Origin of the sequence: Nocardia sp. NPDC057440 (assembly GCF_042802915.1) — a bacterium.
Lineage (GTDB): Bacteria > Actinomycetota > Actinomycetes > Mycobacteriales > Mycobacteriaceae > Nocardia.
In genome coordinates, this window is record NZ_JBHVDF010000003.1 from 266,028 (window position 1) to 290,181 (window position 24,154).

A 24,154-nucleotide genomic window follows, 5' to 3' on the forward strand; every position below is an offset into this window, starting at 1 on the left:
CGGGCCGCATAGTGCCATCGCGATCACCCGATCACCACCGGCCTGCGCCGCGGCGCACACGAGAATTATGCCGGCTGGACTCCCCTCCACATGGCCCAGCCGACGAAATTCTCCTTCCCGCGCGTGGTCTCAGACCCCGGTGCCGAGCGGATTCGGCGGTGCGAACCCACGACCGAACAGTAGGAAACCGGACATCGCCGTCGCTAGCGCGACACCGCACGCTGAGCTCATAAAAGCAGGTAGACGGGTCGGAGCGAATATTCCGGACCGGAAGGTCGCGGTCGCTGTTCGCGATGTGACCAGCGGATACCGCGACGCGACCGAAGTCAGTCGCTCCGGCGATCCGGTCAGCGGAACATCTCGAAACCACTGGTCACGGCGTTGAAACCGGATTCCGGACCGGAATCCGAGCACCGTGGACGGAATCAGCACCGCGCCCAGCCACTGCCGGCTGAGGTAGTTTTCTCACCGAATACATCTGGAGGGGGACTTTGTGCTCACGTCGGTCCGAGCCGTGCTCGCTGCCGCGCTCATCCTGATGGCGACGGCCGGCCCGGCCCGAGCCGATGAGCTGGCACCGCCCGCCGAAATCCTGCGGACCGGCGCGGCGGCCGCCGTCGCACACGGCTATCCCGGTGTCATCGGCCTGATCCGTCGCGGCTCCGAAACCCGCTACGTGCACGCGGGCTACGGCGATCTGGCGACCGGGGCGCCGGCCGATCCAACAGCACAATTCCGGATCGGCAGCTTCACGAAGGCATTCGTGGCAGTCGTGCTGTTGCAATTGGAAACCGAACATCGACTGAGCATCGACGATCCGCTCGATCGATGGATCCCGGGTGCGGTGCCCGGCGGTACTGCGATCACCATCCAGCAGGCACTCGCTCACACCTCCGGTCTCGCGGAATACATGGGTGACCCGCGAGTCGCGCTGCCCTACCTCGCCAACACCGACCCTCGACAGCCGTGGGCGCCACAGGACTTGGTGGACATCGCGACGTCGTCGCCTCGGGTCGGCGCACCGGGCGAACGGTTCTTCTACGCCAATACCAACTATCTGCTCGCCGGGATGGTCATCACCGCCATCACCGGAAACCACCCCGCCGACGAGGTGCGAACCCGCATCATCGGGCCATTGCGCCTGCGCGGCACCACATTTCCCACCGCCGATCCGACACTGCACGGCAACTGGCTGCACGGCTACACCTGGCAACGTGACGTCTCCTTCTCCAATCCCCAGGTGCACGGCGCCGCGGGCGCGATGGTGTCGACGCTGGACGACGTCGCCACGTTCACCAGAGCGCTGTACTCCGGGCAGCTTCTCGCACCCGCACAACAACGGCAGGCGACGACTGTGCCGGTGGACGACACCGGAGCGGGCTACGGCCTCGGCGTATTCCACGCACAGACCCCGTGCGGCGGCGCGTGGGTCTATGTCGCTGCTGTTCTCGGCTACCGGGCCGAGATGGCGATGAGCGACGACGGCAGCCGTCAGGTGATCGCCGCCGCGAACGAATATCACCTGCTCCCCGAGGCACCCGGAAACCACGACCTCGACGACGCCGTCTTCAGGGCCTACTGCGCACTGTGATCAGCGGGGACGCCGCCCCTACCGTTGATCGCAGGGCGGGCGGTAGGCGATCTGCGGCAGTCGCGCCTGCCAGACCTCACGGGTCAGCACGGTGCGGGTGACATCGCAGATCCGCGTAATGGCGTGGCGGCGGCCCTCGAGGACCTCTTCGACCCGGACTGTCTCGGCCATCTCGAAACCGATTGCCGCGCAGTGATGTCACGGCACCAATGGATCAGCCGACGGGCCTGCTGGACGGCAGGTTCACGAAACTCGGCGCGGCGGGGTCGAGTCGCAGGTGCTGTGGCTTGAGTTGGGTGTTGTTGAGCAGGGGCCGGAAAGCGAGTGCCTTGGGCGAGTTTCCGGCGAAGACGTCGACACGCAGGCGGTGACCGGACTGCAGTACGGCCTGCGTGGGTATGACGGCGATATCCAGTGGTGTCGCTTTGCCCGCCACCACCGGGTGCAAGCTGTCGATGGTGATCGGGTTGTACGGAGCGGTGTAGTCGCCGTTGGCCGAACGTGCACTCCTCGCCTCGTCGACGACGCGCATCGAAGCGGTGAGCTGGCCGGTGCTCAGGACGGTGGAGACGCCCTCGGGGGTGACGTCGTTGATGGTGACGCTCCAATAGCCGTCGGTCGCGTCGTGAATCGTGTTGAGGTGCACATTGATCGGGCCGGAGATCACCGTGGGCTCGGTGACCGGTGCGCTGGTGAAGGTGAGCCCATTGGTTTCGGCGATGCGGGAGTCCTTGGCGCAGAAGTCGAGTATCGAACTCATGCCTGCCGAGCCCTGGGCGGTGTCGCGCGAGCACACCGTGGTCAGTCCCGGCGCGACCGTCAGCGTGGCCTGGTCTTTCGGCTTGACGCTCGTCAGCGATCCGTCGTGCAGGCTGTCGTCGGTGCTGCCGCTGGGTGCGGCGGAGAGGTAGATGCGGCGGTGATTGACGTCGTGCTGCGGGAACTGTGCCATGGTGATCCACCCGCCGCCCTGCTGCCAGATGTTGATCGGGCCGAAATCGCTGATCCCGTGGTCGATTCCCTTGAGCCACTTGTCGAACCACACCCGCTGCATCACATCCAGTCGCGGCGGGGCGACACCGTAGCCGGTGCCCGCCCCCGGATTCGCGTGATAGGTGTCGCCGACCACGAGCTGCTTTTTACCCGCGGGCAACGGGATGGCGTTGTAGAGCTTGGTCGCACTGTTGGCGAAGATATCGTGCCAGCCGCCATAGACAAAGGTAGGCACCGTGATGCGCTCCGGATGCCCCAGGATGCCTTCACGGAAGGGACTGTCGGCGTCCAGCGCGGCTTCCAGCGCGGGTGGCACGTCGTCGAGCGACGGCGTGAGCAGGGCCTGGATCAGCAGATCCACGTTCGTGTTCGGATCGGACATGCGTTCGTGGAACCACTCCCAGTCGAAGGTGCCGTTGAACATCGACTGGATGTCGGGCACCAGCTTCGTCTGGTTCACATTGTTGAGCCACAGCGGCAGGAAGGTGGTGCCGACACCGCCGCCCGGCGCGACGACATCGCGCATGAGGTCGCTGCCCGGCTCGACCGGGAAAATGGCTTTCAGCTCGAGCGGGGCGTTTTCGGCCGCTCGCAACTGGTTGATGCCCGCATAGGAACCGCCGCTCATCGCGATGTCACCGCTCGACCACGGCTGAGTCGACGCCCAGTGGATCACCTCGCGGGTGTCGAGTTGCTCACGTTCGCCGAGCGTTTCCCAGCTGCCCTGTGAGAAGCCGGTGCCGCGCACATCGGCGACGACGAGGGTGTATCCGCTGCGGATCAGGTGGTGGTCGACGCCGAGGACGGTCCGGACCGTGCCGCCGTCGAGTGCGTGCAGCAGGTCGCCGAATCCGCTGATCGGTGTGCCGGACAGATCGATGCGCCTGGCGAGCTCCATGGTCAGCGGCTGCAGGCCGGGGATGGCCAACGCGGAATCGACCAGGGTGGTCAGGAGCTTGCTGTAGGGGGTGAGGTTCACGATCGTCGGCAATGGCTGCTCGACGATCGAGCCGGAGGAGTCCACCGGCCGGTACACATTGGCTTTGAGCACGACTCCGTCGCTCATCTGGATGGGGACATCCCAGTCGATGTGGATATCCGGGTATTGCTGTGGACCGTCGTGCAGTGCGGTCCACTCCTCGCTATGCGTGCTGCCGGTCGCTTCCTCCGCCGCGCCAGTCCCTGCGGCGCCGACGATCATCGTCGCGCCCGCGGCGACCGCGATCGCTATTCGAAACGTGTGGACGAACCGTGTCACTGCACGCCCCGACAACATGACCCTCCTCGAGCGATACGCGGTATGCCGACAAAATCAACCCTGAGTGCGCGTCCGACCCTAGCAACCGGATGGCGAATAGCCGGGCAGGCACGGCCTGGTCGGTTCGTCGCATTTAGCACGATTCGTCCGTATTGCCGTATCCGCCGCCGACTCGCTTCCCGCTGGCGGAGTCGATAACGTCGACATCCGATCTAGTCCGGCAACGAGGAGATCCGAATGGGTTCAACGATTTTCGCGGTGTTCTTGCCACTTGCCCTGGCGCTGGTGATGTTCGGCCTCGGGCTGACGCTGACCGTCGACGACTTCGCCCGCGTCCTGCGCTATCCCAAGGCCGCCGTCGTCGCGCTGGTGTGTCAGATGGTGCTGCTGCCCGCGATCTGCCTCGGCCTGATCTATCTGTTCCGGCTCGAAGGCGCGCTGGCCGTCGGCATGATGCTGCTCGTTGCCGCGCCCGGCGGTCCATCGGCCAATCTGTTCAGTCATATCGCGGGCGGCAATGTGGCATTGAACATCACGCTCACGGCGATCAACTCGGTCCTCGCGGTGTTCACCCTGCCGCTGGTCGTCACACTGGCGTTCACACTGTTCATGGAGGAAGACGCCGCCATCGGGCTGCGGCCGGACAAGTTCCTCCAGGTATTCGGGATCGTGCTGGTACCGGCCGCGATCGGGATGTGGGTGCATCGCCGCTTCACCGCATGGGCCGACCGGATGCGCAAGAACGTCAAGATCGTGTCGGCCGTGGTGTTGCTGCTGGTCGTCGTCGCGGCGGTAGGCCGCGAATTCGACACCCTGACCGAGAACATCGGCAAGCTCGCCACCATCAGCCTCGTGCTGTCGACGCTGAGCTTCGTCATCGGCTACACGGTGCCTCGGCTCTTCGCGGTCGACGCCGACCAGGCGATCGCCTCGGCCATGGAAATCGGCATCCACAACGGTGCGCTCGCCATCGCCGTCGCCTCGACGGTCCTGCACAACAGCGCGATGGCGGTACCGCCCGCCGTGTACGGGGTGCTGATGAACATCCCGGCCGTGATCGCCGCGTATCTGCTGGCCCGACGTGTTCGCAGCACCCGTCCGGCAGCGCTCGCGTCCATGTGAGCGGACACCCCGACCGGCAGGTGGGTAGCCTTTCGGGAGTTCGAATTCGATCCGAAGGGAAACCGACGTCGCGATGCGACCGCTTGACATGGACGATCCGGCGAGGATCGGCGACTACCGGCTGCTCGGCCTGCTCGGCTCGGGCGGGATGGGCCGGGTGTACCTCGGGCGCAGTTCGGGTGGCCGCACGGTCGCGGTGAAGGTCATCCGGCCGGATCTCATCGGCGATACGCAGTTCCGCGAGCGTTTCCGCCGCGAGGTGACCGCGGCACGGCGCGTGGGCGGGCAGTTCACCGCCGCGGTGCTCGACGCGGACGTCGACGCCGACCCGCCGTGGCTGGCAACGGGCTACGTGGCCGGATTCTCGCTGACCGAGGCGGTCGAGCAGTTCGGCACGTTTACCGAGAACCCGCTGCTGGTGCTCGCGCACGGCTTGACCGAGGCGTTGATCGCGGTGCACGAGGCCGGGGTGGTGCACCGCGATCTCAAGCCGTCCAATGTGCTGCTCGCCATCGACGGCCCCAAGGTGATCGACTTCGGCATCGCCCGTGCGGTCGAGGACAGTGCGCTCACCACCACGGGAAGCGTCATCGGCTCACCGAGCTTCATGTGCCCGGAGCAGGTGCTCGGCAAGCCGGTCGGTCCGGCGGGCGATGTCTTCGCACTCGGCGGTGTGCTGGTGTTCGCGGCGACCGGGCATGGGCCGTTCGGTGTCGGCGAGACGGTCCAGATGCTGTTTCGCGTGGTGTATGAGGAGCCACAGCTCGACGGCGTGCCACCGCGGCTGCGCCCGTTGGTCGCGGCCTGCCTGGCCAAAGACGAGGCCGCACGCCCGACGCCCCAGCAGTTGCATGCCGCGCTGCTCGACCTCGGCGTGCCCCAACGCGCGGGCTGGCTGCCCGCACCGGTGCTCGAGGAAGTCAGCAGGCGCGCGGTGCAGCTGCTGGACCTGGATTCCGGCCCCGTTCGAGTACCGGACGAGCTGCGCGGACAGGTCCCCGATCCGTCGCGCTCCGCTCCGACGATCTCCCGGCAGGCGCTGAACTACTCGTCTCCTGCACAGTCCGATCCGCACGCGGCACCGCCCTTCGGATCCGGTCAGCGCGGCGCGCCCCCATACGGTCAGCAAGGCACTCCGACTTATGGGAACCGGCCGCAGCCGACAGACCAGATACGGCAGCAGGGCGCGCCGTCCTACGGGGCGCAACCGCCGGATCAGACCTGGCACCAGGGCACCCGGTCCTACACCGCCGGGACGGAGCGGCCCGGGGCCTCCGGGCAGTGGAACGATCCGCACGCGGACCGATCCGAACCGCCGCCCATGCCGGTTCACGGCGCGCAGCGACCGACTCGTTCCGACAATGCACAGCCGCCCCGCAAGTCCACAGGCCGTCGGGTCGGGCTGATCGCCGGTGTTCTGGTGGCCGCCGCGGCCATTGCCGTCGGCGCGTTCGTCATCGGCGGCCAGCTGAAGGACGAATCACCCGGCACGTCCGCGGCTACCGACACCTCGGTCGCGGTCAGCACCGCCGCGCCTTCATCCACGCCGGAAATCACAACCTCTGCGACGGCTAGCACCACTGCCGCCGATACCCCGGGCAGCGTGCCCGCGGCGTTCGTCGGTCATTGGACCGGGTCCGCCAGGGACATCCTCGCTTCGTTCACTATCGACCTGACGATCCAGGAAGGAAAGATCGGCGACGAAGTAGCCAAGGCGTCGAACACCTCGTCGCTGGCCGGCCAGAAGTGCTCGCGGGCCGAACGGTTGAAAACGGTGACAGCCACCGAAATCACCTTGGTGGCGAGGCTGGTCGACAGCCCCGCCGGATGTTTGGACAACGGCTCGATCTCGACAGTGACACTCCAACCGGACGGATCGCTGTCCTACAGCATGCCCGGAGTACTCGGCCCGATCACCGGGGTGCTGCGCAAGAACGGCTGACGGCGCGTCGGCCGTTGTCTGCACGGAGTCGGGCCGAACCACAGATTTCGCACGATCTGTCCACATGATGTTCGTGCAGAACGTAACCATGCAACCCTGGTTCATGGCCATCCGTAGAACTCACATCTCGGCCCGAGCATCCGGCCACCGAGCGCGCGGGCGGCTCGGCGTCACGGCCATCACGGTTCTGGTCGCGAGTGTGATATCGGCCTGCGGCAACGGTTCCGAGCCGAATGTGTCTGCCAGCACCGCCACCGCCGTGACCGGCAGCAACCCGGCCGGTGTTCCCGACCTGACCGCGGGGGAAGAAGTCGCTCGCGACATCCAAGTCCCCTGGGGGCTGGCTTTTCTGCCCGGCGGCGACGCACTGGTCGCCGAGCGCGACAGCGGACAGATCCTGCGGGTTTCCCCGGGCCGGGCACTCCAGCAGGTGTACGAGGTTCCCGGTGTCGCCGCGCGTGGCGAAGGGGGCCTGCTCGGCTTGGCCGTCTCGCCGCAGTATGCCGAAAACGGTTACGTGTACGCGTATTTCACCGCCGATGCCGACAACCGGATCGTCCGGTTCCGGCTCGACGGGACGCCCGAGGTGATCTTCGACGGGATCGCGAAGGCCGCCAACCACGATGGTGGCCGGATCGCGTTCGGCCCGGACGGCATGTTGTACGTCGGCACCGGTGACGCGGGACAGAGCGCGCGGTCGCAGGATCCCGCGAGCCCGAATGGCAAGATTCTGCGGCTCACACCCGAGGGCGACCCCGCGCCGGGGAATCCGAGCCCAGGCTCGCCGGTGTACAGCCTCGGCCATCGCAATGTGCAGGGCCTGGCCTGGGATCGCGCGGGCCGACTATTCGCCGCCGAGTTCGGGCCGAACGCCTTCGACGAGATCAATCGGATCGAGCCGGGCCGCAATTACGACTGGCCGCTGGTCGAAGGCAGGGGCGGCGCCGACCGCGGATTCACCGACCCGCAGCTTGTCTGGGCGCCGTCGGTCGCGTCGCCGTCGGGCATCGCCATCGCCGCCGACACCCTCTACGTCGCGGCGCTGCGCGGTGAAAGACTGTGGACCGCAATGCTGCACAACGGCGTGGCGAGCGAGCCCGCGGCGCAGCTCGAAGACCACGGCCGCTTGCGCACGGTCGCGATCGCACCGGACGGCGCGCTGTGGCTCACCACGTCCAATACCGACGGACGTGGTGATATCCGCGCCGGCGACGACCGGATCATCCGCTTCCCCGCACGCTGAGCGAGGCTGCCCGCGCTGTGGAACTCGCCGAGTCCGGGACGGTCACGGGAGGTCGTCATCGTTACCGATCCCGACCTCGACCCCACAGCATCGCGGCGGGAATCCTTTCTCCGTTTGTCACGCCTTGTCGAAGACTACTGGTGTACCGAGCAATTCGAGTTCCGTCGCGGACAGCTCCCGTTCGGCGTCGAATGTCGTGTCGCGGGCGAGGAGTTCGGCGTAGCGGCCGTTCGATTCCACCAGCTGCCGATGTGTTCCGCGTTCGGCGATCCGGCCGTGGTCGAGGACCACGATCTGGTCCGCGTCTCGAATGGTGGACAGGCGGTGGGCGATGGTGATGGTGGTGCGGCCTTCCGACAGGGCATCGATCGCGGTCTGGACTTCACGTTCGGTTCGCGTGTCCAGCGCGCTGGTCGCCTCGTCCAGCAGCAGGATCGGCGGATTGCGCAGGATGACCCTGGCGACCGCGAGGCGCTGTTTCTCGCCGCCGGAGAACCGGTAGCCGCGCTCGCCGACCATCGTGTCGTATCCGTCGGGCAGGCTCGCGATGTGGTCGTGGATCTGTGCGGCCTGTGCGGCGGCGTGCAATTCCTTGTCCGTGGCATCGGGTTTGGCGAAGCGCAGATTGTCGGCGACCGAGGCGTGGAACAGGTAGGTCTCCTGGGATACCACGCCGACAGCGCCGGCGATGTCCGCGAAAGACAGGTCGCGCACATCTGTTCCGTCGATCGTGACCCGTCCCGCGGTGGCATCGTACAACCGTGCGACGAGATACCCGAGGGTCGTCTTGCCGGAACCCGTCTCGCCGACCACGGCCAGGCTGGCACCGGCAGGCACCGTGATGTCGATGTCGCTCAGCACATTCCGGGTGCCGGACCCGTAGGAGAAGCCGACGTGCTCGAATCGAACCTCCCCCTCGGCTTTCGGTAGCGGCAGCGGCCGCCGCGGCTCCTCGATGTCGGGCTTCAGATCCAGGTACTCGAAGATGCGACCGAACAATGCCAGCGAGCTCTGCACCTCGACACCGGTGTACAGCAACTGCACCATCGGCCGCAGCAAGCTGCTCTGCAGGGTGGTGAAGGCGACCAGCGTGCCGATCGACACCAGGGGATGCCCGGTCGCGACGGTCAGTCCGGCGGCCCAGTACACGATGGCGGGCATCGCCGACATGACGATCTGGATCGTCGACTGTCGCCAGCGACCGGCCATACCCGAGCGGATCTCCAAGTCGACGAGTCCGCGTGACTCCGTCGCGAAGTTGTCGATCAGCGCGGGCGAACGGCCCATGGTGCGGCCGAGCAGAATGCCGCTCACCGAGAGCGATTCCTCCACGATCGCCGACATGCCCGCGAGCTTCTGCTGTCGCTGCGCGGTGATCTTCCTGCGCTCGTTGCCGACACGGCGACTCACCCAGACGAAGAACGGCAGCATGATCAGCGACACCGCGGTCAGCCGCCAGTCGAGCGCGATCATGGCGATGATCGAGGCGACGACGGTGGTGAAGTTGGAGACCAGCGAGGTCGCGGTCGAGGTGACCGTCGACTGCATGCCGCCGATGTCGTTGGCGATCCTGGACTGCACCTCGCCGGTGCGGGTCGCGGTGAAGAACGACAGCGGCATGCGCTGCAGCCGGGCATACACCGCGGACCGCAGGTCGTGCATGACGTTCTGTCCGACGGCGGTGGAGATATAGGTCTGGAGCACGCCGAAAACACTGGTCGTGGCCGCCACCGCGACCATTCCTGCGGCCAGGAGGGTCAGCAGGCCGGTGCGGCCGTTGGGCAGCGCCTCATCGAGGACACCGCGCAGCATGAACGGCGAGGCGAGCGAGACGACCGACGACAGGCCGACCAGCGCGGCGACCAGCGCTAAACGGGCCCGATAGGGCCGGAACAGCCGGACGATCCGACCGAGTTGAGAGGGTGGGGGCTGCATAGGCGCCTCCTTTCGCGGAAACTACCCATAGAACTGAGCATGGCTCACAATTATTCCATTGAACAATGAGTTATGCTCAGCTTTGTGGATACCGCTCCCGAGAGTGACCTGCCCGAGCTGTTCCTGCGCGCCGCCAAGCGAATCCGCCGCAACCAGTCGGCCCGCCTCGCACCACTCGGTCTGACCCCCGCCCAAGCCCGCGCGCTGCGCATCATCGCCCGGGACAGCGAGCCGCTACGGATGGCCGGGCTCGCCGAACGGCTCGATATCGTCCCTCGCTCGGCCACCACGGTCGTCGATGCCCTCGAGTCCGCCGGCCTTGTCGCCCGCGCGCACGACCCGTCCAACCGTCGGTCCACCCTGGTCACCCTCACCGATGCCGGCCGCGCCGCCCTGTCCCGGATGTCCGCGGCCCGCCGCGCGGCCGCCGAAGAACTGTTCTCCGCGCTCTCGCCCGACGAACGCGAAACCCTCCGCCACCTGCTGGCCACTCTCGACACGGGCGATCGCTGCTAGCGGGCCGGTACCACCGAACGATCGCAGAAAGACGCGCGCGCATACGGACTTCGGTCCTAGGCTTTGTTCATGACGCCGCTGCAGCGCTATATCGTCGAAGAAATCGCTGCCGACCATGCCGACGGGTTGCTGACCCGTCGCGAGGCGCTGCGCAGGCTCGGACTGCTCGGCGTGGGCACGACCACGGCGGCCGCGTTGCTTGCCGCATGCTCGAACGATGGCCAACCTGCCGATCGGGTGCCATCGACGAACGGTTCGGCGGCACCGGAGCCGCCGGGGATGAGCACCGCGGTACCCACCACAGCCGTGACGTTCTCCGGCCCCGACGGTCGCGAGTTACAGGGCGCATGGGCGGCGGCGGCGCGGCCGCGCGGCACGGTACTGGTCATCCATGAGAACAAGGGCCTCACCGACCACATACGTTCGGTGGCAGGACGATTCGCGGGCGTCGGGTATTCCGCGCTTGCCGTCGACCTGCTCTCCGAGGAAGGCGGCACCGCGACCTTCACCGACCCCGCCGCCGCCACCGCCGCACTCAGCAAGATCCCGCAGGACCAGTTGGTCGCCGACCTGCGTGCCGGGATCGACGAACTCGAACGGCGAGCGCCGGATAAGAAAATCGGCGCCACCGGCTTCTGCTTCGGCGGCGGCCTGGTGTGGTTGCTGCTGACGTCCGGCACCCCGAAGCTGGCCGCGGCCACCCCCTTCTACGGCCCCTTCCCCGACGACGGGGACCTCTCGGGGTCGAAGGCCGCGGTGCTGGCCGTCTACGCCGCGCTCGACGCCCGCATCGACGCGTCACGGCCCGGTGCGGAAGCGGCGCTCCACCGCGCTGACCTGCCTTTCGAGGTATTCGTGGCACCGGACGCCGATCACGCGTTCTTCAACGACACCGGCCCGAGGTACAACCCGGCCGCGGCGAACGAGGCGTGGCGGCGGGTGGTGGATTGGTACGCGGCGTGGCTCGGATAAGACGGCCGAGTGGTCGGAGGCGCCCTGTCCGCTCACCGAGCACAGTGATTTCCGCGTTCGAACGCGGGTCACCCACGTAGGTGATCTGGTCCGTGCACTCGACGTACGCGCCGGTGCTCGGCTGTTGGGCAGGGCGGGTTGCCTTCTGACACCGCCGCCGATCACGCTCGCAACAACGCCGCTATCTCTTCTCGCAGTACCGTTTCCGGAGACTCCACCCGCAGATGCCGGTGCTCGGAGACAACGGCCTCGCCCGCCACCAGAACCTCGCGCACATCGCTTGCGGTGGCTGCGTACAGCGCGGCGGCGGGGTCGGCGCCCGCGGTGCGGACCGAGTCGAGGTCGACGGTCACCAGGTCCGCTGCCGCGCCCGCTTCGATTCGCCCGACCTCCGGCCAGCCGATCGAGCCGTGATCTGTTGCCGCGCTGTACAACTGCCCCGGCGCGAAACGCCCGCGCGATCGGCTGGCCAAGCGTTCGTTCAGCTCGAGCGCCCGCCATTCCTCGAAGGCGTCCACCACCGCGTGACTGTCGCTGCCGAGGCACAGCCGCACACCGGCGTCGGCAAGCGCCCGCCCGGGACCGATGCCGTCGCCGAGATCGCGTTCGGTGGTCGGACAGAAGCACACGCCCGCACGCATTCCGGCGAGCAGCCGGATATCCGCCTCCGTCACATGTGTCGCGTGCACGGCGGTCGTCCGAGGTCCGAGCATCCCGGTCGCCGCGAGCAGCGCGGTCGGGGTGCGTCCGTGCGCGGCGAGGCAATCGCGATTCTCCGCGGGTTGTTCGGACAGGTGGACGTGTACCGGCCTGCCCGCTGCCTGTTGCGCGACCACCCCCAGCGCCGCAGGCGGCACCGCCCGCACCGAGTGCGCGGCCACTCCGGTGCGCACGAGGTCCGTCGTCGGTGTGAAGGCGGCGGCGCGCTCGGCCCAGGCGCCGACGTCGCCGTCGCTGAACCGCCGCTGATGTTCGTCGAGCTTCCAGCCGAATCCGCCCGACAGATAACAGGTGTCGAGCAGAGTGAGTCGGATACCGGCATCCGCGGCGGCGGCGGCCAAGGCCGCGCTCATCGCGTTCGGATCGTCGTAGCGCGCGCCGTCCGGCCCGTGATGCAGGTAATGGAACTCGCCGACACTGGTGTACCCCGCGAGCACCATCTCGGCGTACACCCCGCGCGCCAGCCGGTAATACGAATCGGGATCCAGCCGCGCGGCAACGGCATACATCCGTTCCCGCCACGTCCAGAAGGTGCCGCGATCATGGTGGGTGCGCCCACGCAACACCCGGTGGAAGGCGTGCGAATGCGCATTGGCGAATCCGGGAATTGTCAACCCCGCCAGCATTTTCCCCGACCGCTCGGCGCCGATCGCCACCGAGCGGATCACCGCACCGTCGACCTCGATGGACACCGACTCCGCGAGACCGCGCGGCAACCACGCGTACTCGGCCCAATACACGCTCATCCGATCGGCTCCTCTCGCGCAACGGGCACCGGCGACGCCATGACGGCGACATCGCCCGCCTGGCACCAATATCCGGTCCCGCACCCGCTCATCCGGCCAATTCCTCGAGCACGTGCGCAAGGCTCACCGCACCGAAATCCACGTCGATCGGTTCCGCGTGTTCTTCCGGGGCATGGCTGATGCCGGTCGGGTTGCGCACATAGAGCATTCCGGTGGGAACGTGTGCCGCGAGGATCCCCGCGTCATGTCCCGCTCCGGTGGGCAACGCGGGGACGCCCCCGAGTACCCCGTCCATCCTGCGACGCAGCGGTTCGTCGAAAACCACATCGTCCGAATAGGACTCCCCGGTGACGGTCACCGTACAACCCTCTTCGGCGGCCGCGATGCGCGCGATTTCCGCGATGTCGTCGACGAGGGCGGCGGTGCGGCCCGCACCCGGCACTCGGGCGTCGAGCCAGAGATCGACGGTGGAGGCGATCACATTGGTGCCGCCGGGAACCGGGACGAGTCGCCCCACGGTCGCTCTGGCGTCGCTGGTTGCGGCGGCGACACGACGGGCGGCGGCGATCACCGCGGCGGCGGGCAGCATGGGATCGTGGCGGTCCGCGATCAGTGTCGCTCCCGCGTGATTGCCCTGTCCGGAGAAGGAGAATCGGTAGCGGCCGTGCGCGATGATGGAGCTGCCGGTGGCGACCGGGCTGTCCATGTCGATGAGGCCGCGCCCCTGCTCCACGTGGAGCTCGATGAAACAGCCGATCATGGCGAGTGATTCGTGGTCGGCACCGAAACGCCCCGGGTCGTGCCCGGCCTTGGCGGCGGCTTCGGCGAGGGTGATTCCCGAGGTGTCGCGCAACCCCCTGGCACGGTCGGCGTCGAGCGCTCCGGTCAACAGCCGGGAGCCGAGGCACGGCACGGCGAACCGGCCGCCCTCCTCCTCCGCGAACACCAGCAGCGCGATGGGCTTGGTCGGCGTGAAACCCTTGGCGCGCAGTAAATCTACCGCGGCGATCGCACTCGCGACGCCGAGCGGACCGTCGAACGCACCACCGCCCGGAACCGAATCGAGGTGACTGCCTGTGACGACAGCACCCCGCTGCGGCCGTCCCCACCACGCCCAGATATTGCCGTTGCGATCTGTGCGCACCGCGAGCCCGCGCATTCCGGCCTGCTCGATAAACCACTGGCGCAGTGTCAATTCCGCATCGTCGAACACATGCCGCGAATAGCCGCCGCGGCTGGCGTCACGGCCGACATCGGCGATCTCGCGCAACAGTCGATCCGCGCTCATGCCCGTGCGCCCGCCGGCCGACGCCGAACATCGCCCGTCAGGGCACACGAGACTACCTGTTCTGCAATCACTTACCCTCCTGCATCGGAATCCGGACCCCGCGTTCGGTGGCGACCGCACCGGCGCGCTCGTATCCAGCGTCCACATGCCGGATGACGCCCATGCCCGGATCGTTGGTCAATACGCGCTCGATCTTCTGCGCGGCCAGCGCGGTCCCGTCGGCCACGCAGACCTGTCCGGCGTGAATGGAACGGCCCATCCCGACGCCGCCGCCGTGGTGGATGGATACCCAGCTGGCACCGGAGGCGGTGTTGACAAGGGCATTGAGCAGTGGCCAGTCGGCGATGGCGTCGGATCCGTCGGCCATCGACTCGGTCTCGCGATAAGGGGACGCGACGCTGCCTGAGTCCAAGTGGTCACGCCCGATCACGACGGGCGCGCGCAATTCGCCGCTGGCCACCATCTCGTTGAAGCGCAGCCCGGCCAGGTGTCGCTCGCCGTAGCCGAGCCAGCAGATACGCGCCGGAAGTCCTTGGAAGGCAACGCGTTCCCCGGCGAGAGTGATCCACCGGCGCAGTGATTCGTTGCCGGGGAACAGATCCAGGATCGCGCGGTCGGTCGCGACGATGTCCTCCGGGTTCCCCGACAGCGCGACCCACCGGAACGGCCCCTTGCCCTCGCAGAACAGGGGACGGATATAGGCGGGCACGAACCCGGGATAGTCGAAGGCCCGATCGCACCCGCCGAGCTTCGCCTCGCCGCGCAGCGAGTTGCCGTAATCGAAGACTTCCGCGCCGCGATCGAGGAACCCGAGCATGGCGTCGACGTGTTCGGCCATGGATTCCCGAGCCCGATCGGTGAATTCGTCCGGCTTCTGCGCCGCGTAGTCCGACCAGTCGTCGAGGTCGACGCCGCGTGGCAGGTAGGCAAGCGGGTCGTGAGCGGAGGTCTGGTCGGTGACGATGTCGGCCTCGAGACCGGCTTCCAGCAGTTTCGGCAGCACCTCGGCGGCATTGCCGATCAGTCCGACCGACAACGCCTTTCGCTGTGCGCGCGCGGCCGAGACCCTGGCCACCGCATCGTCGAAACCGTCGGCGATCTCGTCGAGGTAGCGGTCGTGCACCCGACGCTGCGCGCGGGCCGGATCACATTCGACCACCAGTGCCACACCACCGTTCATGGTGATCGCCAGCGGCTGCGCGCCGCCCATGCCGCCGAGCCCGGCCGTCAAGGTGAGGGTGCCCGCGAGGCTGCCGCCGAATCGCTTGTCCGCCACGGCGGCGAAGGTCTCGTAGGTGCCCTGCAGGATGCCCTGCGTGCCGATGTAGATCCACGAGCCTGCGGTCATCTGCCCGTACATGGTCAGACCGAGCGCCTCCAGCCTGCGGAACTCCGGCCAATTCGCCCAGTCGCCCACCAGATTCGAGTTGGCGATCAGCACCCGCGGCGCCCACTCGTTGGTCCGGAATACCCCCACCGGCTTCCCCGACTGCACCAGCAGCGTCTCGTCGGCATCGAGCGTCCGCAGGCATCGGCTGATCGCATCGAAACTGGCCCAGTCCCGAGCCGCCTTTCCGGTTCCGCCGTACACAACCAGGTCCTGCGGCCGCTCGGCCACCTCCGGATCCACGTTGTTGTGCAGCATCCGCAACGCCGCCTCGGCCTGCCAATTCCGTGCGCTCAACCCGGTCCCCCGAGCCGCCCGCACTACGCGGCCCATCACAACCCCCTCCTGCCACGGTCGAGTGGCGCATTGCTGCGGCACACGTCACGAAGGCCCCCCGAAAGGGTGCCGCCTACCTCGCGAAAACCGATCGAGCACGGCGAGCGGGTGGACGGGTGGCGTGGGCTGGTCGAGCTCTTGGTGCGGAGAGGTTGTGCCATGAGCTGTCTCCCTTGCGGAGGGAATCGGGTTATGACCCCAGGTGGGGGGCTATCTCGCGCAGCAGTTCGCCAGAGGTGATGAGATCTGTCGCCGCGGCGATCTCGGGGGCCAGGTGGCGGTCGGGACCAGGGCCGCCGACCTTGGTGCGCAGCAAGGCGAGGGCCGCGGCGGTGGCCGGGGCGGGACGTAAAGGGGCGCGGAAGTCGAGTGCGCGTGCGGCGGTGAGGTATTCCACCGCGAGGACCGAGGTCAGTCCCGCTACCGCCCTGCGCAGCTTGCGTGCCGCCGACCAGCCCATCGAGACATGGTCCTCCTGCATGGCGCTGCTGGGGATCGAGTCGACCGATGCGGGTGCGGCGAGCCGCTTGAGTTCGCTGACGATGCCCGCCTGGGTGTACTGGGCGATCATGTGACCGGAGTCGACGCCGGGGTCGGCGGCCAGGAACGCCGGAAGGCCATGGGAGCGGGCGACATCCAGCATCCGATCGGTGCGGCGCTCAGACATGCTCGCCACGTCGGCGACCGGGATGGCGAGGAAGTCCAGGACGTAGGCGATCGGGGCGCCGTGGAAATTTCCGTTGGATTCCAGCCGACCGTCGGCGAGCACGACCGGATTGTCGATGGCGGAGGCCAACTCGCGCTCGGCGACCGTCGCCGCGTGGCTGACGGTGTCGCGCGCGGCGCCGTGCACTTGTGGGGCACAGCGCAGCGAGTAGGCGTCTTGCACACGGTTGCACTCGGGGCCGCGATGGCTGGCCACGATCTCGGAACCGGCAAGGGCGGCCAGGATGCGCCGCGCCGAGCACGCTTGACCAGGGTGCGGGCGCAGTGCCTGCAGGTCCTCGGCGAACACTCGGTCGGTGCCGAGTAATGCCTCCACGCTCATCGCGGCCGTCAGGTCGGCGATGTCGAGCAGGCGGTGCAGGTCGTCGAGTGCGAGGACCAGCATGCCGAGCATGCCGTCGGTGCCGTTGGTGAGCGCGAGGCCCTCTTTCTCGGCGAGGACGACAGGCTCGATTCCGTTGCCGCGTAACGCCGCTGCCGCCGAGACAACGGCGCCGGCGGAATCGACGACTTCGCCCTCCCCCATCAGGGCCAGTGCGACCGCGGCCAGCGGCGCGAGGTCGCCGGAGCAGCCGAGGGAGCCGAATTCATGCACGATCGGGGTGATGCCCGCGTTGATCATCGCGGCCAGGGTGACCGCGGTTTCCGGCCGCACACCGGTGTGCCCGGTGGCCAGGGTGCGCAGTCGCAGCAGCATCATGGCGCGCACCACCTCCGGCTCGACCGCGGGGCCCGCGCCCGCGGCGTGCGAGCGGATCAGTGATCGCTGCAGTGCGGCACGGCTCTCCGGCGGAATGTGGCGGGTCGCGAGCGCGCCGAAGCCGGTGGACACGCCGTAGGTCGGGACGCTCCCCGCGGCCAGCGCATCGACGTGCTGGCGCGCCGAGGTCAGGCGTTTCTCGGCGGCCTCGCTGAATCGGACCTTCGCACCGAGACGCGCGACGGCGACGACCCGCTCCATGGTCAACGGCCCGTCCAACTCGACCGTCGGTAATTGCGTGGTATCCGGCATATGCCCATTCCACAGGGCGCGGCACTGGTGGAGAATGAGGCGCGGCCAGGTTTTGTCTGAAATCCGAGACAATCCGAGGAAGTGGGCATGGGTCCGAGTAGCGACATCCCGGCATTGCGACGCGGACTGGCGATCCTGCGGTTGATGGCCGGCCGGGCCGGGCCGGTGTCCGCCTCCACCATCGCCCGCGAGCTCGACCTGCCCCGCTCCACCACTTACCACCTGCTCGCGGAACTCGAGCAGACCCGATTCGTCACCCGCCTGCCTGCCGAACGACGCTACGGCCTCGGCATCGCGGCATTCGAGCTCGGGTCGGCGTATCTACGCCACGACCCTCTCGAACGACTGGCCCGGCCGTTGCTGCGCGAACTGGTCGAACGCGTCGGGCACAACGCGCACCTCGGCGTGCTGCACGGCAACGAACTGCTGTATCTGATCAAGGAGCGACCCGCCCGTCCGGAAACCTTGGTGACCGATGTCGGTGTCCGGCTGCCCGCCCACCTGACCGCCTCCGGGCGAGCAATCCTGGCGCACCTGCCTGCCACGCATGTCCGAGCCCTTTTCCCCAACGCCGCGGCATTCGTGCGCCGCACCGACCGCGGACCGGCCTCCCTCGCGCGGCTGCGCACCGTCCTCGCCGAGGAACGCCGCCGCGGCTGGGCCAGCGAGGACGGCCATGTGACCGTCGGTTTCGCCTCCGTGGCCTACGCCGTCTTCGACTACGATCACCGCCCGATCGCCGCGATCAGCGTGACCCTGCGTCATCACTGCACGCGACAGCCTTGCGACGCCGACTGGTCTGTCCTGGCCACCCAAGTCCACCGCACCGCAGACGATCTCACCCGCCGCATCGGCGGACGTGTCGAGTAGGCGGCGGCCTCACCTCCGCTCCAGCCGAACACCCGTCGCTCAGTCCTGCGCCAATGCCGCGCGAATCGCGGCGACATCGGGGTTGATCAGGACATTGCCGTTGATGACCGTCGTCGGAGTTACTTCGTCGCCGCCGGTGAGGGCGCGCAATTGGGCAGCTGCTTCCTGGTCGCGGTTGACGTCGATCTTGCGGAACGGGATGCCTGCCAGCCGCAGCCCGACGCCGAGACGCCGGCAGTAGGGGCACCACCGTCGCCAATAGATGTCGATGGGGTGGCCCGGAGCGGAATACGGGGACATAGCACCATCCTTTCGGATTCGGGAGTCCTATTGCGCGACCACGCCGCTACTGTCGTCGCCGTAGGTCACGCAGCGCGCCCCGCGACAGGTCCGGCCACGGTGGACGGCGGAGCACTGCGAGAGTGGCGATCACCGCCGAAAGCAGGCCGATCGACTCGCCGAGCATGGCTATCCGGGTGCCGTCGATGGTCGGCGTCCACGAGGTCTTTCCGTTGTGAATGGCGAACACTCCGACCGGTCTTGCGGTCGGCCGCAGGATGCCCCCGATGCGGGTGACGGTGATGACCGTCGCCCCTTCCGCGGTCTCGTAGGGCGCGCCGTACACGAGCGAGCCCGCGATTTCGCCTGGAAGTTGCTTACTGCGTACCCACGGCTTCATTCCGCCCCTGCCCTCGTGAAGCTGCACGTCACCCAACTGTCCCCACAAAGAGACGGCGACTCGAAAAGCGTAGTACACGAGAAACACCGACGGTCGCGTCTCGCCCGACCCGCAAGGCCGGGCTGGTTCGGCGTGAGGGTCGCGGTGCGCTCGGAAACCTGGGCGGCGATGGGGAATTCGAACTCGTCGATGCGCAGTCGCAGCGGTGAGTGCTGGTGTCCTCGGCGCGCCGGACTGCGAACAGATCAAGGGTTGGCACCGGATCGAACAACGTGACCGCCACCGAACTGCTGGCCGTACCCGGACGCTGGGCCTACCCACCGAAGCTAGACGCGGGCGACCAACCCACGATGAACACCGGCAGCCCTCGGACCACCCGCTCGATGGCGGCGGAATGAATTCACCACCTGACAAACGCCGACGTTTGCCATGCTGGCAGGGGTAACCTGCGGATATGGACGCAGACTCGGCAACCTTCGGTGTCGAGGAGGAGTTTCTCCTTGCGGATCCGCGCACCGGTGCGCCCGCTCCGAAGAACGTGGAGGTAGCGCAGACGGCGGCAGAGCTCGGGTTCGGCCTGCAGCTGGAACTCACCCGCTGTCAGGTGGAGACGAGCACGGCGGTGCACACCAGCGCGACCGCGCTGCGCGACGAGCTGCGTGACCTGCGCAGAGGCATTGCGTCGTGCGCTGAGAAGAACGATGCCCGACTGCTCGCGGTGGCTATTCCGCCGACCGTGCCGCAGCAGTTTCCGATCACCGACACGCCGCGCTATCGGCGGATGTCCGTGGACTTCGGCATGCTCGCCCATGAGCAGGGGCTGTGCGGGTGCCATGTGCATGTCGGGGTTCCCAACCGCGAGGTCGCCCTGCAGGTCAGCAATTTCCTGCGGCCGTGGTTACCGCTGTTCCTCGCGCTCACCGCGAACTCCGCGATCTACCGCGGGACCGACACCGGTTACGCCAGCTGGCGCAGCATCCTGTGGCGACGCTGGCCGAGCGCGGGACCGCCGCCCTATTTCGGATCGGTGCGCGACTACGACGCCATGGTGGCGATGATGCTCTCCAGCGGCAGCATCTTCGACGAGAAGATGGTCTATTGGGATGTCCGCCCGTCGATGTCGTTTCCCACTGTCGAGATCCGCGTCAGCGACGTGCCTGCCACGGTCGAGGAGACCGCGCTGCTCGCGACCTTGGTCCGGGCCACCGTTCTCATGGCGCGAAAGTCCTTGGCGCAGGGGCGGAATGCTCCTCCGGTGACAGCCGAAGTGCTGCGCGCGGCGTATTGGAAGGCCGCGCGCAGCGGCATCGACGGAGACAGCGTCGACCCGGTGGACGGTCGCGTGCGGCCGGCCGTCGAGCAGCTCGCCAAGCTCATCGAGCACGTCGAACCCGCACTGGAGGAGCTGGGTGAACGCGAGCTCGTCGCCGAATCGATCACCGCCGTTCTCGCCCGAGGCAACGGTGCGATGCGCCAGCTCAACGCTTTTCGCGAACGTGACGACGTCGACGATGTCATCGCCGAGTTGACCGAGGCGACCCTGCAGGGCTGCTAGGAGCGGCACACCGCGCGGATCAGATGGGCATGAACCCGGCGCCTGTGTCCCCGCGCCGATTGATGTCGTTCATGATCACGCTCATGGTGGTGCCGACCTCAGGGCCGAAGCAGCCGACGGCCAGGTAGGCGTTGACCATGCCGACCAGTGTCGAGCCGACGACGACCGGTGCGCCGGAGTCACCCTCCAGCACGCACATCTGGGTCCAGGTCTCGCTGTTGGTCCCGAAGACATCGCCCCAGGCGACGCCGCAGGTGTTGCCGGTGGTGCGGCCCTTCTTGCACACCACCATCGGGAACTGGGCCGGAGCGCCGATATCGGTGATGGTGACGGACCCGACCCGATTGACAGGGGTGATCCGGCCCTGGTCGAACTGGATGATGCCGTAGTCCAGGTCATGATCGGAATGTACGAACCGGCCGACCACGCCGTAGTTGGGGTTCGCCTCGGCGATCACCGGAGCACCGGGTTCACCGCAATGCCCGGCCGTGAGCCCGACCAGCCTGCCCGCCGCGTCGTGACCGACGGTGGTCACGGTGCATTGGAACCGATTGTCGATGATGATGCCGGAACCGCCGCCGACAGGGGGCGCGGCCGGTGCGGCGATCGCAGCGCCGCTACCTGTCCCGACCAGGGCCGCGACCGAAACGAAGGCAAAGCCCGCGTTGGCCGCCTTGATCAATGTGAACATGTCCCTCCAGAATGGGAAGTTCGTTCTCCTCACGCTGCACGTGAAAAGTGTTCATCATACGAGGCTTGCTCACGAAGCTTGGTCAATGTCCTGGCCAGGATGCGCGACACCTGCATCTGCGAGACTCCGAGAAAATCGGCGATCTGTTGCTGAGTCTTCGACTCGAAGTACCGCATGATCAGTATCCGCTGTTCCCGCTCCGGAAGGGCGGCTATCAGCGGACGCACGGCCATCGCGTCCTCCATCAGGCCGTAACAGGGCTCTTCGGCGCCCAGGGTGTCCGCAAGGGGCAGCGGGGAGTTCTCGCCGTCGGCGGCGGTCACCGCGTCGAGCGAGTCCGCCCGATAGGCGTTGCGCGCGACCAGTGCCTGGGTGACCTCCGCCAGCTCGAGGTCGAGTTCCTGGGCGATCTCGCGGGCGCTCGGCATGCGGCCGAGGCGGTGCGACAGCGTCTCGGTCGCCGGGCCGATCTTCAGCTGGATCTCCTTCAGCCGGCGCGGCACCCGCGCCGACCAGGTGCGGTCACGGAAGTGCCTGCGGACCTCGCCCATAATGGTCGGCACCGCGAACCCGAGGAACGAGCTGCCGCGCGACACATCGAAACGGTCCACCGACTGCACCAACCCGAGTCGTGCGATCTGCAGCAGGTCGTCGAAGGGTTCGCCGCGGCCGGAGAATTTGCGCGCGATGTGCTCGGCCAGCGGCATGGCGAGGTCGATGATGTGGTTGCGTAGCGCGGTGTGGTGCGGGTCGGTCGCGGCGAGCGCCGCCAACTTCTCGAACCAGGGCTCGATATCGTCGTAGCTGTCGCCGCAGCGGGTGCGTCGCGGCGATTCGGTCCGTTCGGTGGTCGACTCGTCCATCATCCGGTCTGCCTCGTTCCCATCGGAATTCGATTCTTCTTGGGTACCCGGTTACCCGCGAATCAAAAGAGGCGAGCGCCACCTCGATCGTCGAACGGTCAGGAATCGGCGCTTGACCTGCGTCGATACCGCATCGAATCGGATAGGATCCGGCTGGAAGTCACCGGCGTTCACTCGGAGGTAGCTGATGGCTATCGAGCCCGGAACGGCCCTGCGACTTGATATCTGTGATCAGGCGCCGGTACGGCGTGGCAGCGCGAGCTGCAGTTCGAGCAACAGCCGGTCGGCCGGGTCGGAGAGGTCGACGCCGACGATGTCTTCGACTCGGCGTATGCGATAGCGCAGCGTATTCGGGTGCACCTGGAGCGCCGTGGCGGCGTTGCGGACATCGCCGTGTTCGCGGAGATAGGTTTCGACGCTTTCCTGCAGGTTCGCGGCGTGCTTGCGGTCGTAGTCGAACAGCGCTTGCAGGCGGGGGTCGTGCAGGTCGGGTCGCGCACCGACCAGGTCGAGGATCTCGGCGAGCAGGACCGCGGTGCGGGACTCGGCCAATGTCGTCACCCGGCCCTTGGGAAAGGTGGTTGCCGTGCTGTCGAGGACCCGGTCGACCTCGGTTCGCGCGCTCGCCACATGGGTGAGATCGGCGACGGGGATAGCGATGGCCGCGCGCAGCACCAGCGACCGCTTCGTTTCGAACTGCGCGACCAGTTGGCGCGTCCAGGCATTCACCGCACGCACCGACTGATAGTGCGGCAGTAGGACATAGACCCGTTCGCCGAGTACCGCGGTGAGCGAGTCGCGGCGAAACGAGCTGGCGTGCAACCGCAGTGCGTTGGCCACGGATGCGGATTCGGTCGATGCCTGCGCGGTGTCGTTGAGCGCGAACCCGACCACCGCGGCGGGACCGGTCATCGGGATGTTCAGTGCGCTCGCCACCGAGGGAACATCGACTCCGCTGCCGCGTGCGCCGAAAAGCCTTTGTATCAGCAATGTTTCGGTGGAAGGCGCGTCGAGACTGCGGGAGATGATGCGAGCGGCGATCGCCGACGCGCCGCGCAGCACCTCCGCGGCATCCGGCTTGAAAGGCTTGTCACCCTGTTGGAGCCAGATCGTGCCGAGAACCCTTGGTGTACCGGCGGTTCCGTCCGAGGGACGTCGAATACTGACCACCAGCCGGTGTTTGATGTCCAGTTCTTCGTGCGCGGGCAGATCGATGACCTCGTCGGTCTGGCGCAACTGGTCGAACACTCCCCACTTCTGCAGGATGCGCAGGTAGTCGCGCGGTCCTTCGCGGCCGAGAATGGACAGGATTCGCAACTGGTCGGCGGCCTCGTTGGAGGCGGAGTAGGCGAGCACATTCGAGTGCGGGTCCTCGATGGACACCATGCCGCCCGCGTTCTGCGCGACGATCTGGGCCAGGCCGAACAGATCGGTGTCGGTGGCGAGGCGATCGTGCGCCTCGGTGGCCGATCGCTGCCAACGCGCGCGCTCGAGCATCCGGCGAACCAGCGGAAAGACCTGATCCCAGCGCGCCTGCCGGTGCACGGCCACCAGCGCCACACCGGCGCGGTGTGCCGCCGCGCGGACGGCGTCGGACTCGTGCGCGATCTTCGAAAGCACCGCTCGCGGTCGAGGGGGGGCGGGGGGGGGGGGGCCCGCCCCCCCCGCCCCCCCCCCCCCCCCCCCCCCCCCGGGCGCGCGCCCCCCCC

Annotated in this window: 19 protein-coding genes and 1 pseudogene (1 of these 20 running past the window's edge); 8 read left to right on the forward strand and 12 right to left on the reverse strand. The window is 67.6% G+C overall.

Annotation, left to right across the window (positions count from 1 at the left end; all coding sequences use genetic code 11):
- The first annotated feature begins 493 nt into the window (after window positions 1-493).
- Entirely contained in the window at window positions 494-1,591 is a 1,098-nt protein-coding gene (locus tag ACFU4Z_RS07790; RefSeq protein WP_379060609.1) for a serine hydrolase domain-containing protein, read from the forward strand.
- Between the two features lie 18 nt (window positions 1,592-1,609).
- Here the strand turns inward: ACFU4Z_RS07790 and ACFU4Z_RS07795 are convergent, their stop codons facing one another.
- Both ACFU4Z_RS07795 and ACFU4Z_RS07800 read right to left on the reverse strand, forming a co-directional pair.
- Window positions 1,610-1,762 carry a hypothetical protein gene (locus tag ACFU4Z_RS07795; protein ID WP_379060610.1) on the reverse strand — a complete coding sequence of 51 codons (153 nt, stop codon included), beginning with the start codon at window positions 1,760-1,762 and terminating at the stop codon, window positions 1,610-1,612.
- Between the two features lie 43 nt (window positions 1,763-1,805).
- Window positions 1,806-3,860 (reverse strand): CocE/NonD family hydrolase, encoded by a 2,055-nt coding sequence (locus ACFU4Z_RS07800; protein ID WP_379060612.1) that lies wholly within the window; start codon window positions 3,858-3,860, stop codon window positions 1,806-1,808.
- 219 nt (window positions 3,861-4,079) lie between these two features.
- Between ACFU4Z_RS07800 and ACFU4Z_RS07805 the strand changes: the two genes are divergently transcribed.
- From ACFU4Z_RS07805 to ACFU4Z_RS07815, 3 genes are all read left to right on the forward strand, one after another.
- The gene (locus tag ACFU4Z_RS07805; protein WP_379060613.1) at window positions 4,080-4,964 is read left to right on the forward strand and encodes a bile acid:sodium symporter family protein; all 885 of its coding nucleotides are present in this window, start codon (window positions 4,080-4,082) and stop codon (window positions 4,962-4,964) included.
- A gap of 73 nt (window positions 4,965-5,037) precedes the next feature.
- Window positions 5,038-6,906 (forward strand): protein kinase, encoded by a 1,869-nt coding sequence (locus ACFU4Z_RS07810; RefSeq protein WP_379060614.1) that lies wholly within the window; start codon window positions 5,038-5,040, stop codon window positions 6,904-6,906.
- A 235-nt stretch (window positions 6,907-7,141) separates the two neighbouring features.
- Window positions 7,142-8,149: a PQQ-dependent sugar dehydrogenase gene (locus ACFU4Z_RS07815; protein WP_379060615.1), complete on the forward strand. Its 1,008-nt coding sequence runs from the start codon at window positions 7,142-7,144 to the stop codon at window positions 8,147-8,149.
- 117 nt (window positions 8,150-8,266) lie between these two features.
- On the opposite strand, the gene ACFU4Z_RS07820 is transcribed toward ACFU4Z_RS07815, so the two are convergent.
- Window positions 8,267-10,084: an ABC transporter ATP-binding protein gene (locus tag ACFU4Z_RS07820; protein WP_379060616.1), complete on the reverse strand. Its 1,818-nt coding sequence runs from the start codon at window positions 10,082-10,084 to the stop codon at window positions 8,267-8,269.
- A gap of 84 nt (window positions 10,085-10,168) precedes the next feature.
- Here ACFU4Z_RS07820 and ACFU4Z_RS07825 point away from each other — a divergent pair, with 84 nt between their 5' ends.
- Window positions 10,169-10,600, forward strand: a complete 432-nt coding sequence (locus tag ACFU4Z_RS07825) for a MarR family winged helix-turn-helix transcriptional regulator (protein WP_379060617.1) — start codon at window positions 10,169-10,171, stop codon at window positions 10,598-10,600.
- 69 nt (window positions 10,601-10,669) lie between these two features.
- Entirely contained in the window at window positions 10,670-11,572 is a 903-nt protein-coding gene (locus tag ACFU4Z_RS07830) for a dienelactone hydrolase family protein (protein WP_379060618.1), read from the forward strand.
- 161 nt (window positions 11,573-11,733) lie between these two features.
- Here the strand turns inward: ACFU4Z_RS07830 and ACFU4Z_RS07835 are convergent, their stop codons facing one another.
- From ACFU4Z_RS07835 to hutH, 4 genes are all read right to left on the reverse strand, one after another.
- A complete protein-coding gene (locus ACFU4Z_RS07835) occupies window positions 11,734-13,038 on the reverse strand; it encodes a formimidoylglutamate deiminase (RefSeq protein ID WP_379060619.1) in 1,305 nt (434 codons plus the stop codon).
- A gap of 88 nt (window positions 13,039-13,126) precedes the next feature.
- Window positions 13,127-14,326 carry an allantoate amidohydrolase gene (locus tag ACFU4Z_RS07840; RefSeq protein WP_379060620.1) on the reverse strand — a complete coding sequence of 400 codons (1,200 nt, stop codon included), beginning with the start codon at window positions 14,324-14,326 and terminating at the stop codon, window positions 13,127-13,129.
- A gap of 67 nt (window positions 14,327-14,393) precedes the next feature.
- Complete coding sequence (hutU, locus tag ACFU4Z_RS07845) at window positions 14,394-16,046, reverse strand: urocanate hydratase (RefSeq protein WP_379060889.1); 1,653 nt, start codon at window positions 16,044-16,046, stop codon at window positions 14,394-14,396.
- Between the two features lie 193 nt (window positions 16,047-16,239).
- Window positions 16,240-17,787 (reverse strand): histidine ammonia-lyase, encoded by a 1,548-nt coding sequence (gene hutH / locus ACFU4Z_RS07850; RefSeq protein ID WP_379060621.1) that lies wholly within the window; start codon window positions 17,785-17,787, stop codon window positions 16,240-16,242.
- A gap of 87 nt (window positions 17,788-17,874) precedes the next feature.
- On the opposite strand from hutH, the gene ACFU4Z_RS07855 reads away from it, so the two are divergent.
- Window positions 17,875-18,657 carry an IclR family transcriptional regulator gene (locus ACFU4Z_RS07855; protein WP_379060622.1) on the forward strand — a complete coding sequence of 261 codons (783 nt, stop codon included), beginning with the start codon at window positions 17,875-17,877 and terminating at the stop codon, window positions 18,655-18,657.
- A 39-nt stretch (window positions 18,658-18,696) separates the two neighbouring features.
- Here ACFU4Z_RS07855 and ACFU4Z_RS07860 read toward each other — a convergent pair whose 3' ends face one another.
- Entirely contained in the window at window positions 18,697-18,957 is a 261-nt protein-coding gene (locus ACFU4Z_RS07860; protein WP_379060623.1) for a glutaredoxin family protein, read from the reverse strand.
- A 46-nt stretch (window positions 18,958-19,003) separates the two neighbouring features.
- The gene (locus ACFU4Z_RS07865; RefSeq protein ID WP_379060624.1) at window positions 19,004-19,363 is read right to left on the reverse strand and encodes a hypothetical protein; all 360 of its coding nucleotides are present in this window, start codon (window positions 19,361-19,363) and stop codon (window positions 19,004-19,006) included.
- A 427-nt stretch (window positions 19,364-19,790) separates the two neighbouring features.
- Between ACFU4Z_RS07865 and ACFU4Z_RS07870 the strand changes: the two genes are divergently transcribed.
- Window positions 19,791-20,891 carry a glutamate--cysteine ligase gene (locus tag ACFU4Z_RS07870; protein ID WP_379060625.1) on the forward strand — a complete coding sequence of 367 codons (1,101 nt, stop codon included), beginning with the start codon at window positions 19,791-19,793 and terminating at the stop codon, window positions 20,889-20,891.
- Between the two features lie 19 nt (window positions 20,892-20,910).
- On the opposite strand, the gene ACFU4Z_RS07875 is transcribed toward ACFU4Z_RS07870, so the two are convergent.
- From ACFU4Z_RS07875 to ACFU4Z_RS07885, 3 genes and pseudogenes are all read right to left on the reverse strand, one after another.
- The gene (locus tag ACFU4Z_RS07875) at window positions 20,911-21,582 is read right to left on the reverse strand and encodes a S1 family peptidase (protein WP_379060626.1); all 672 of its coding nucleotides are present in this window, start codon (window positions 21,580-21,582) and stop codon (window positions 20,911-20,913) included.
- Between the two features lie 29 nt (window positions 21,583-21,611).
- A complete protein-coding gene (locus tag ACFU4Z_RS07880; protein ID WP_379060627.1) occupies window positions 21,612-22,448 on the reverse strand; it encodes an RNA polymerase sigma factor SigF in 837 nt (278 codons plus the stop codon).
- A 228-nt stretch (window positions 22,449-22,676) separates the two neighbouring features.
- Window positions 22,677-24,154, reverse strand: a pseudogene (locus tag ACFU4Z_RS07885) (PucR family transcriptional regulator) (it continues 348 nt past the right edge of the window).

Excerpts from the sequence above, each read along its gene's own strand:
- ACFU4Z_RS07795 (WP_379060610.1), bottom strand. The coding sequence starts at position 1,762 with ATGGCCGAGACAGTCCGGGTCGAAGAGGTCCTCGAGGGCCGCCGCCAC.
- ACFU4Z_RS07800 (WP_379060612.1), bottom strand. The coding sequence starts at position 3,860 with ATGTTGTCGGGGCGTGCAGTGACACGGTTCGTCCACACGTTTCGAATA.
- ACFU4Z_RS07805 (WP_379060613.1), top strand. The coding sequence starts at position 4,080 with ATGGGTTCAACGATTTTCGCGGTGTTCTTGCCACTTGCCCTGGCGCTG.
- ACFU4Z_RS07810 (WP_379060614.1), top strand. The coding sequence starts at position 5,038 with ATGCGACCGCTTGACATGGACGATCCGGCGAGGATCGGCGACTACCGG.
- ACFU4Z_RS07820 (WP_379060616.1), bottom strand. The coding sequence starts at position 10,084 with ATGCAGCCCCCACCCTCTCAACTCGGTCGGATCGTCCGGCTGTTCCGG.
- ACFU4Z_RS07830 (WP_379060618.1), top strand. The coding sequence starts at position 10,670 with ATGACGCCGCTGCAGCGCTATATCGTCGAAGAAATCGCTGCCGACCAT.
- ACFU4Z_RS07835 (WP_379060619.1), bottom strand. The coding sequence starts at position 13,038 with ATGAGCGTGTATTGGGCCGAGTACGCGTGGTTGCCGCGCGGTCTCGCG.
- ACFU4Z_RS07840 (WP_379060620.1), bottom strand. The coding sequence starts at position 14,326 with ATGAGCGCGGATCGACTGTTGCGCGAGATCGCCGATGTCGGCCGTGAC.
- hutU (WP_379060889.1), bottom strand. The coding sequence starts at position 16,046 with ATGGGCCGCGTAGTGCGGGCGGCTCGGGGGACCGGGTTGAGCGCACGG.
- hutH (WP_379060621.1), bottom strand. The coding sequence starts at position 17,787 with ATGCCGGATACCACGCAATTACCGACGGTCGAGTTGGACGGGCCGTTG.
- ACFU4Z_RS07855 (WP_379060622.1), top strand. The coding sequence starts at position 17,875 with ATGGGTCCGAGTAGCGACATCCCGGCATTGCGACGCGGACTGGCGATC.
- ACFU4Z_RS07860 (WP_379060623.1), bottom strand. The coding sequence starts at position 18,957 with ATGTCCCCGTATTCCGCTCCGGGCCACCCCATCGACATCTATTGGCGA.
- ACFU4Z_RS07870 (WP_379060625.1), top strand. The coding sequence starts at position 19,791 with ATGGACGCAGACTCGGCAACCTTCGGTGTCGAGGAGGAGTTTCTCCTT.
- ACFU4Z_RS07875 (WP_379060626.1), bottom strand. The coding sequence starts at position 21,582 with ATGTTCACATTGATCAAGGCGGCCAACGCGGGCTTTGCCTTCGTTTCG.
- ACFU4Z_RS07880 (WP_379060627.1), bottom strand. The coding sequence starts at position 22,448 with ATGATGGACGAGTCGACCACCGAACGGACCGAATCGCCGCGACGCACC.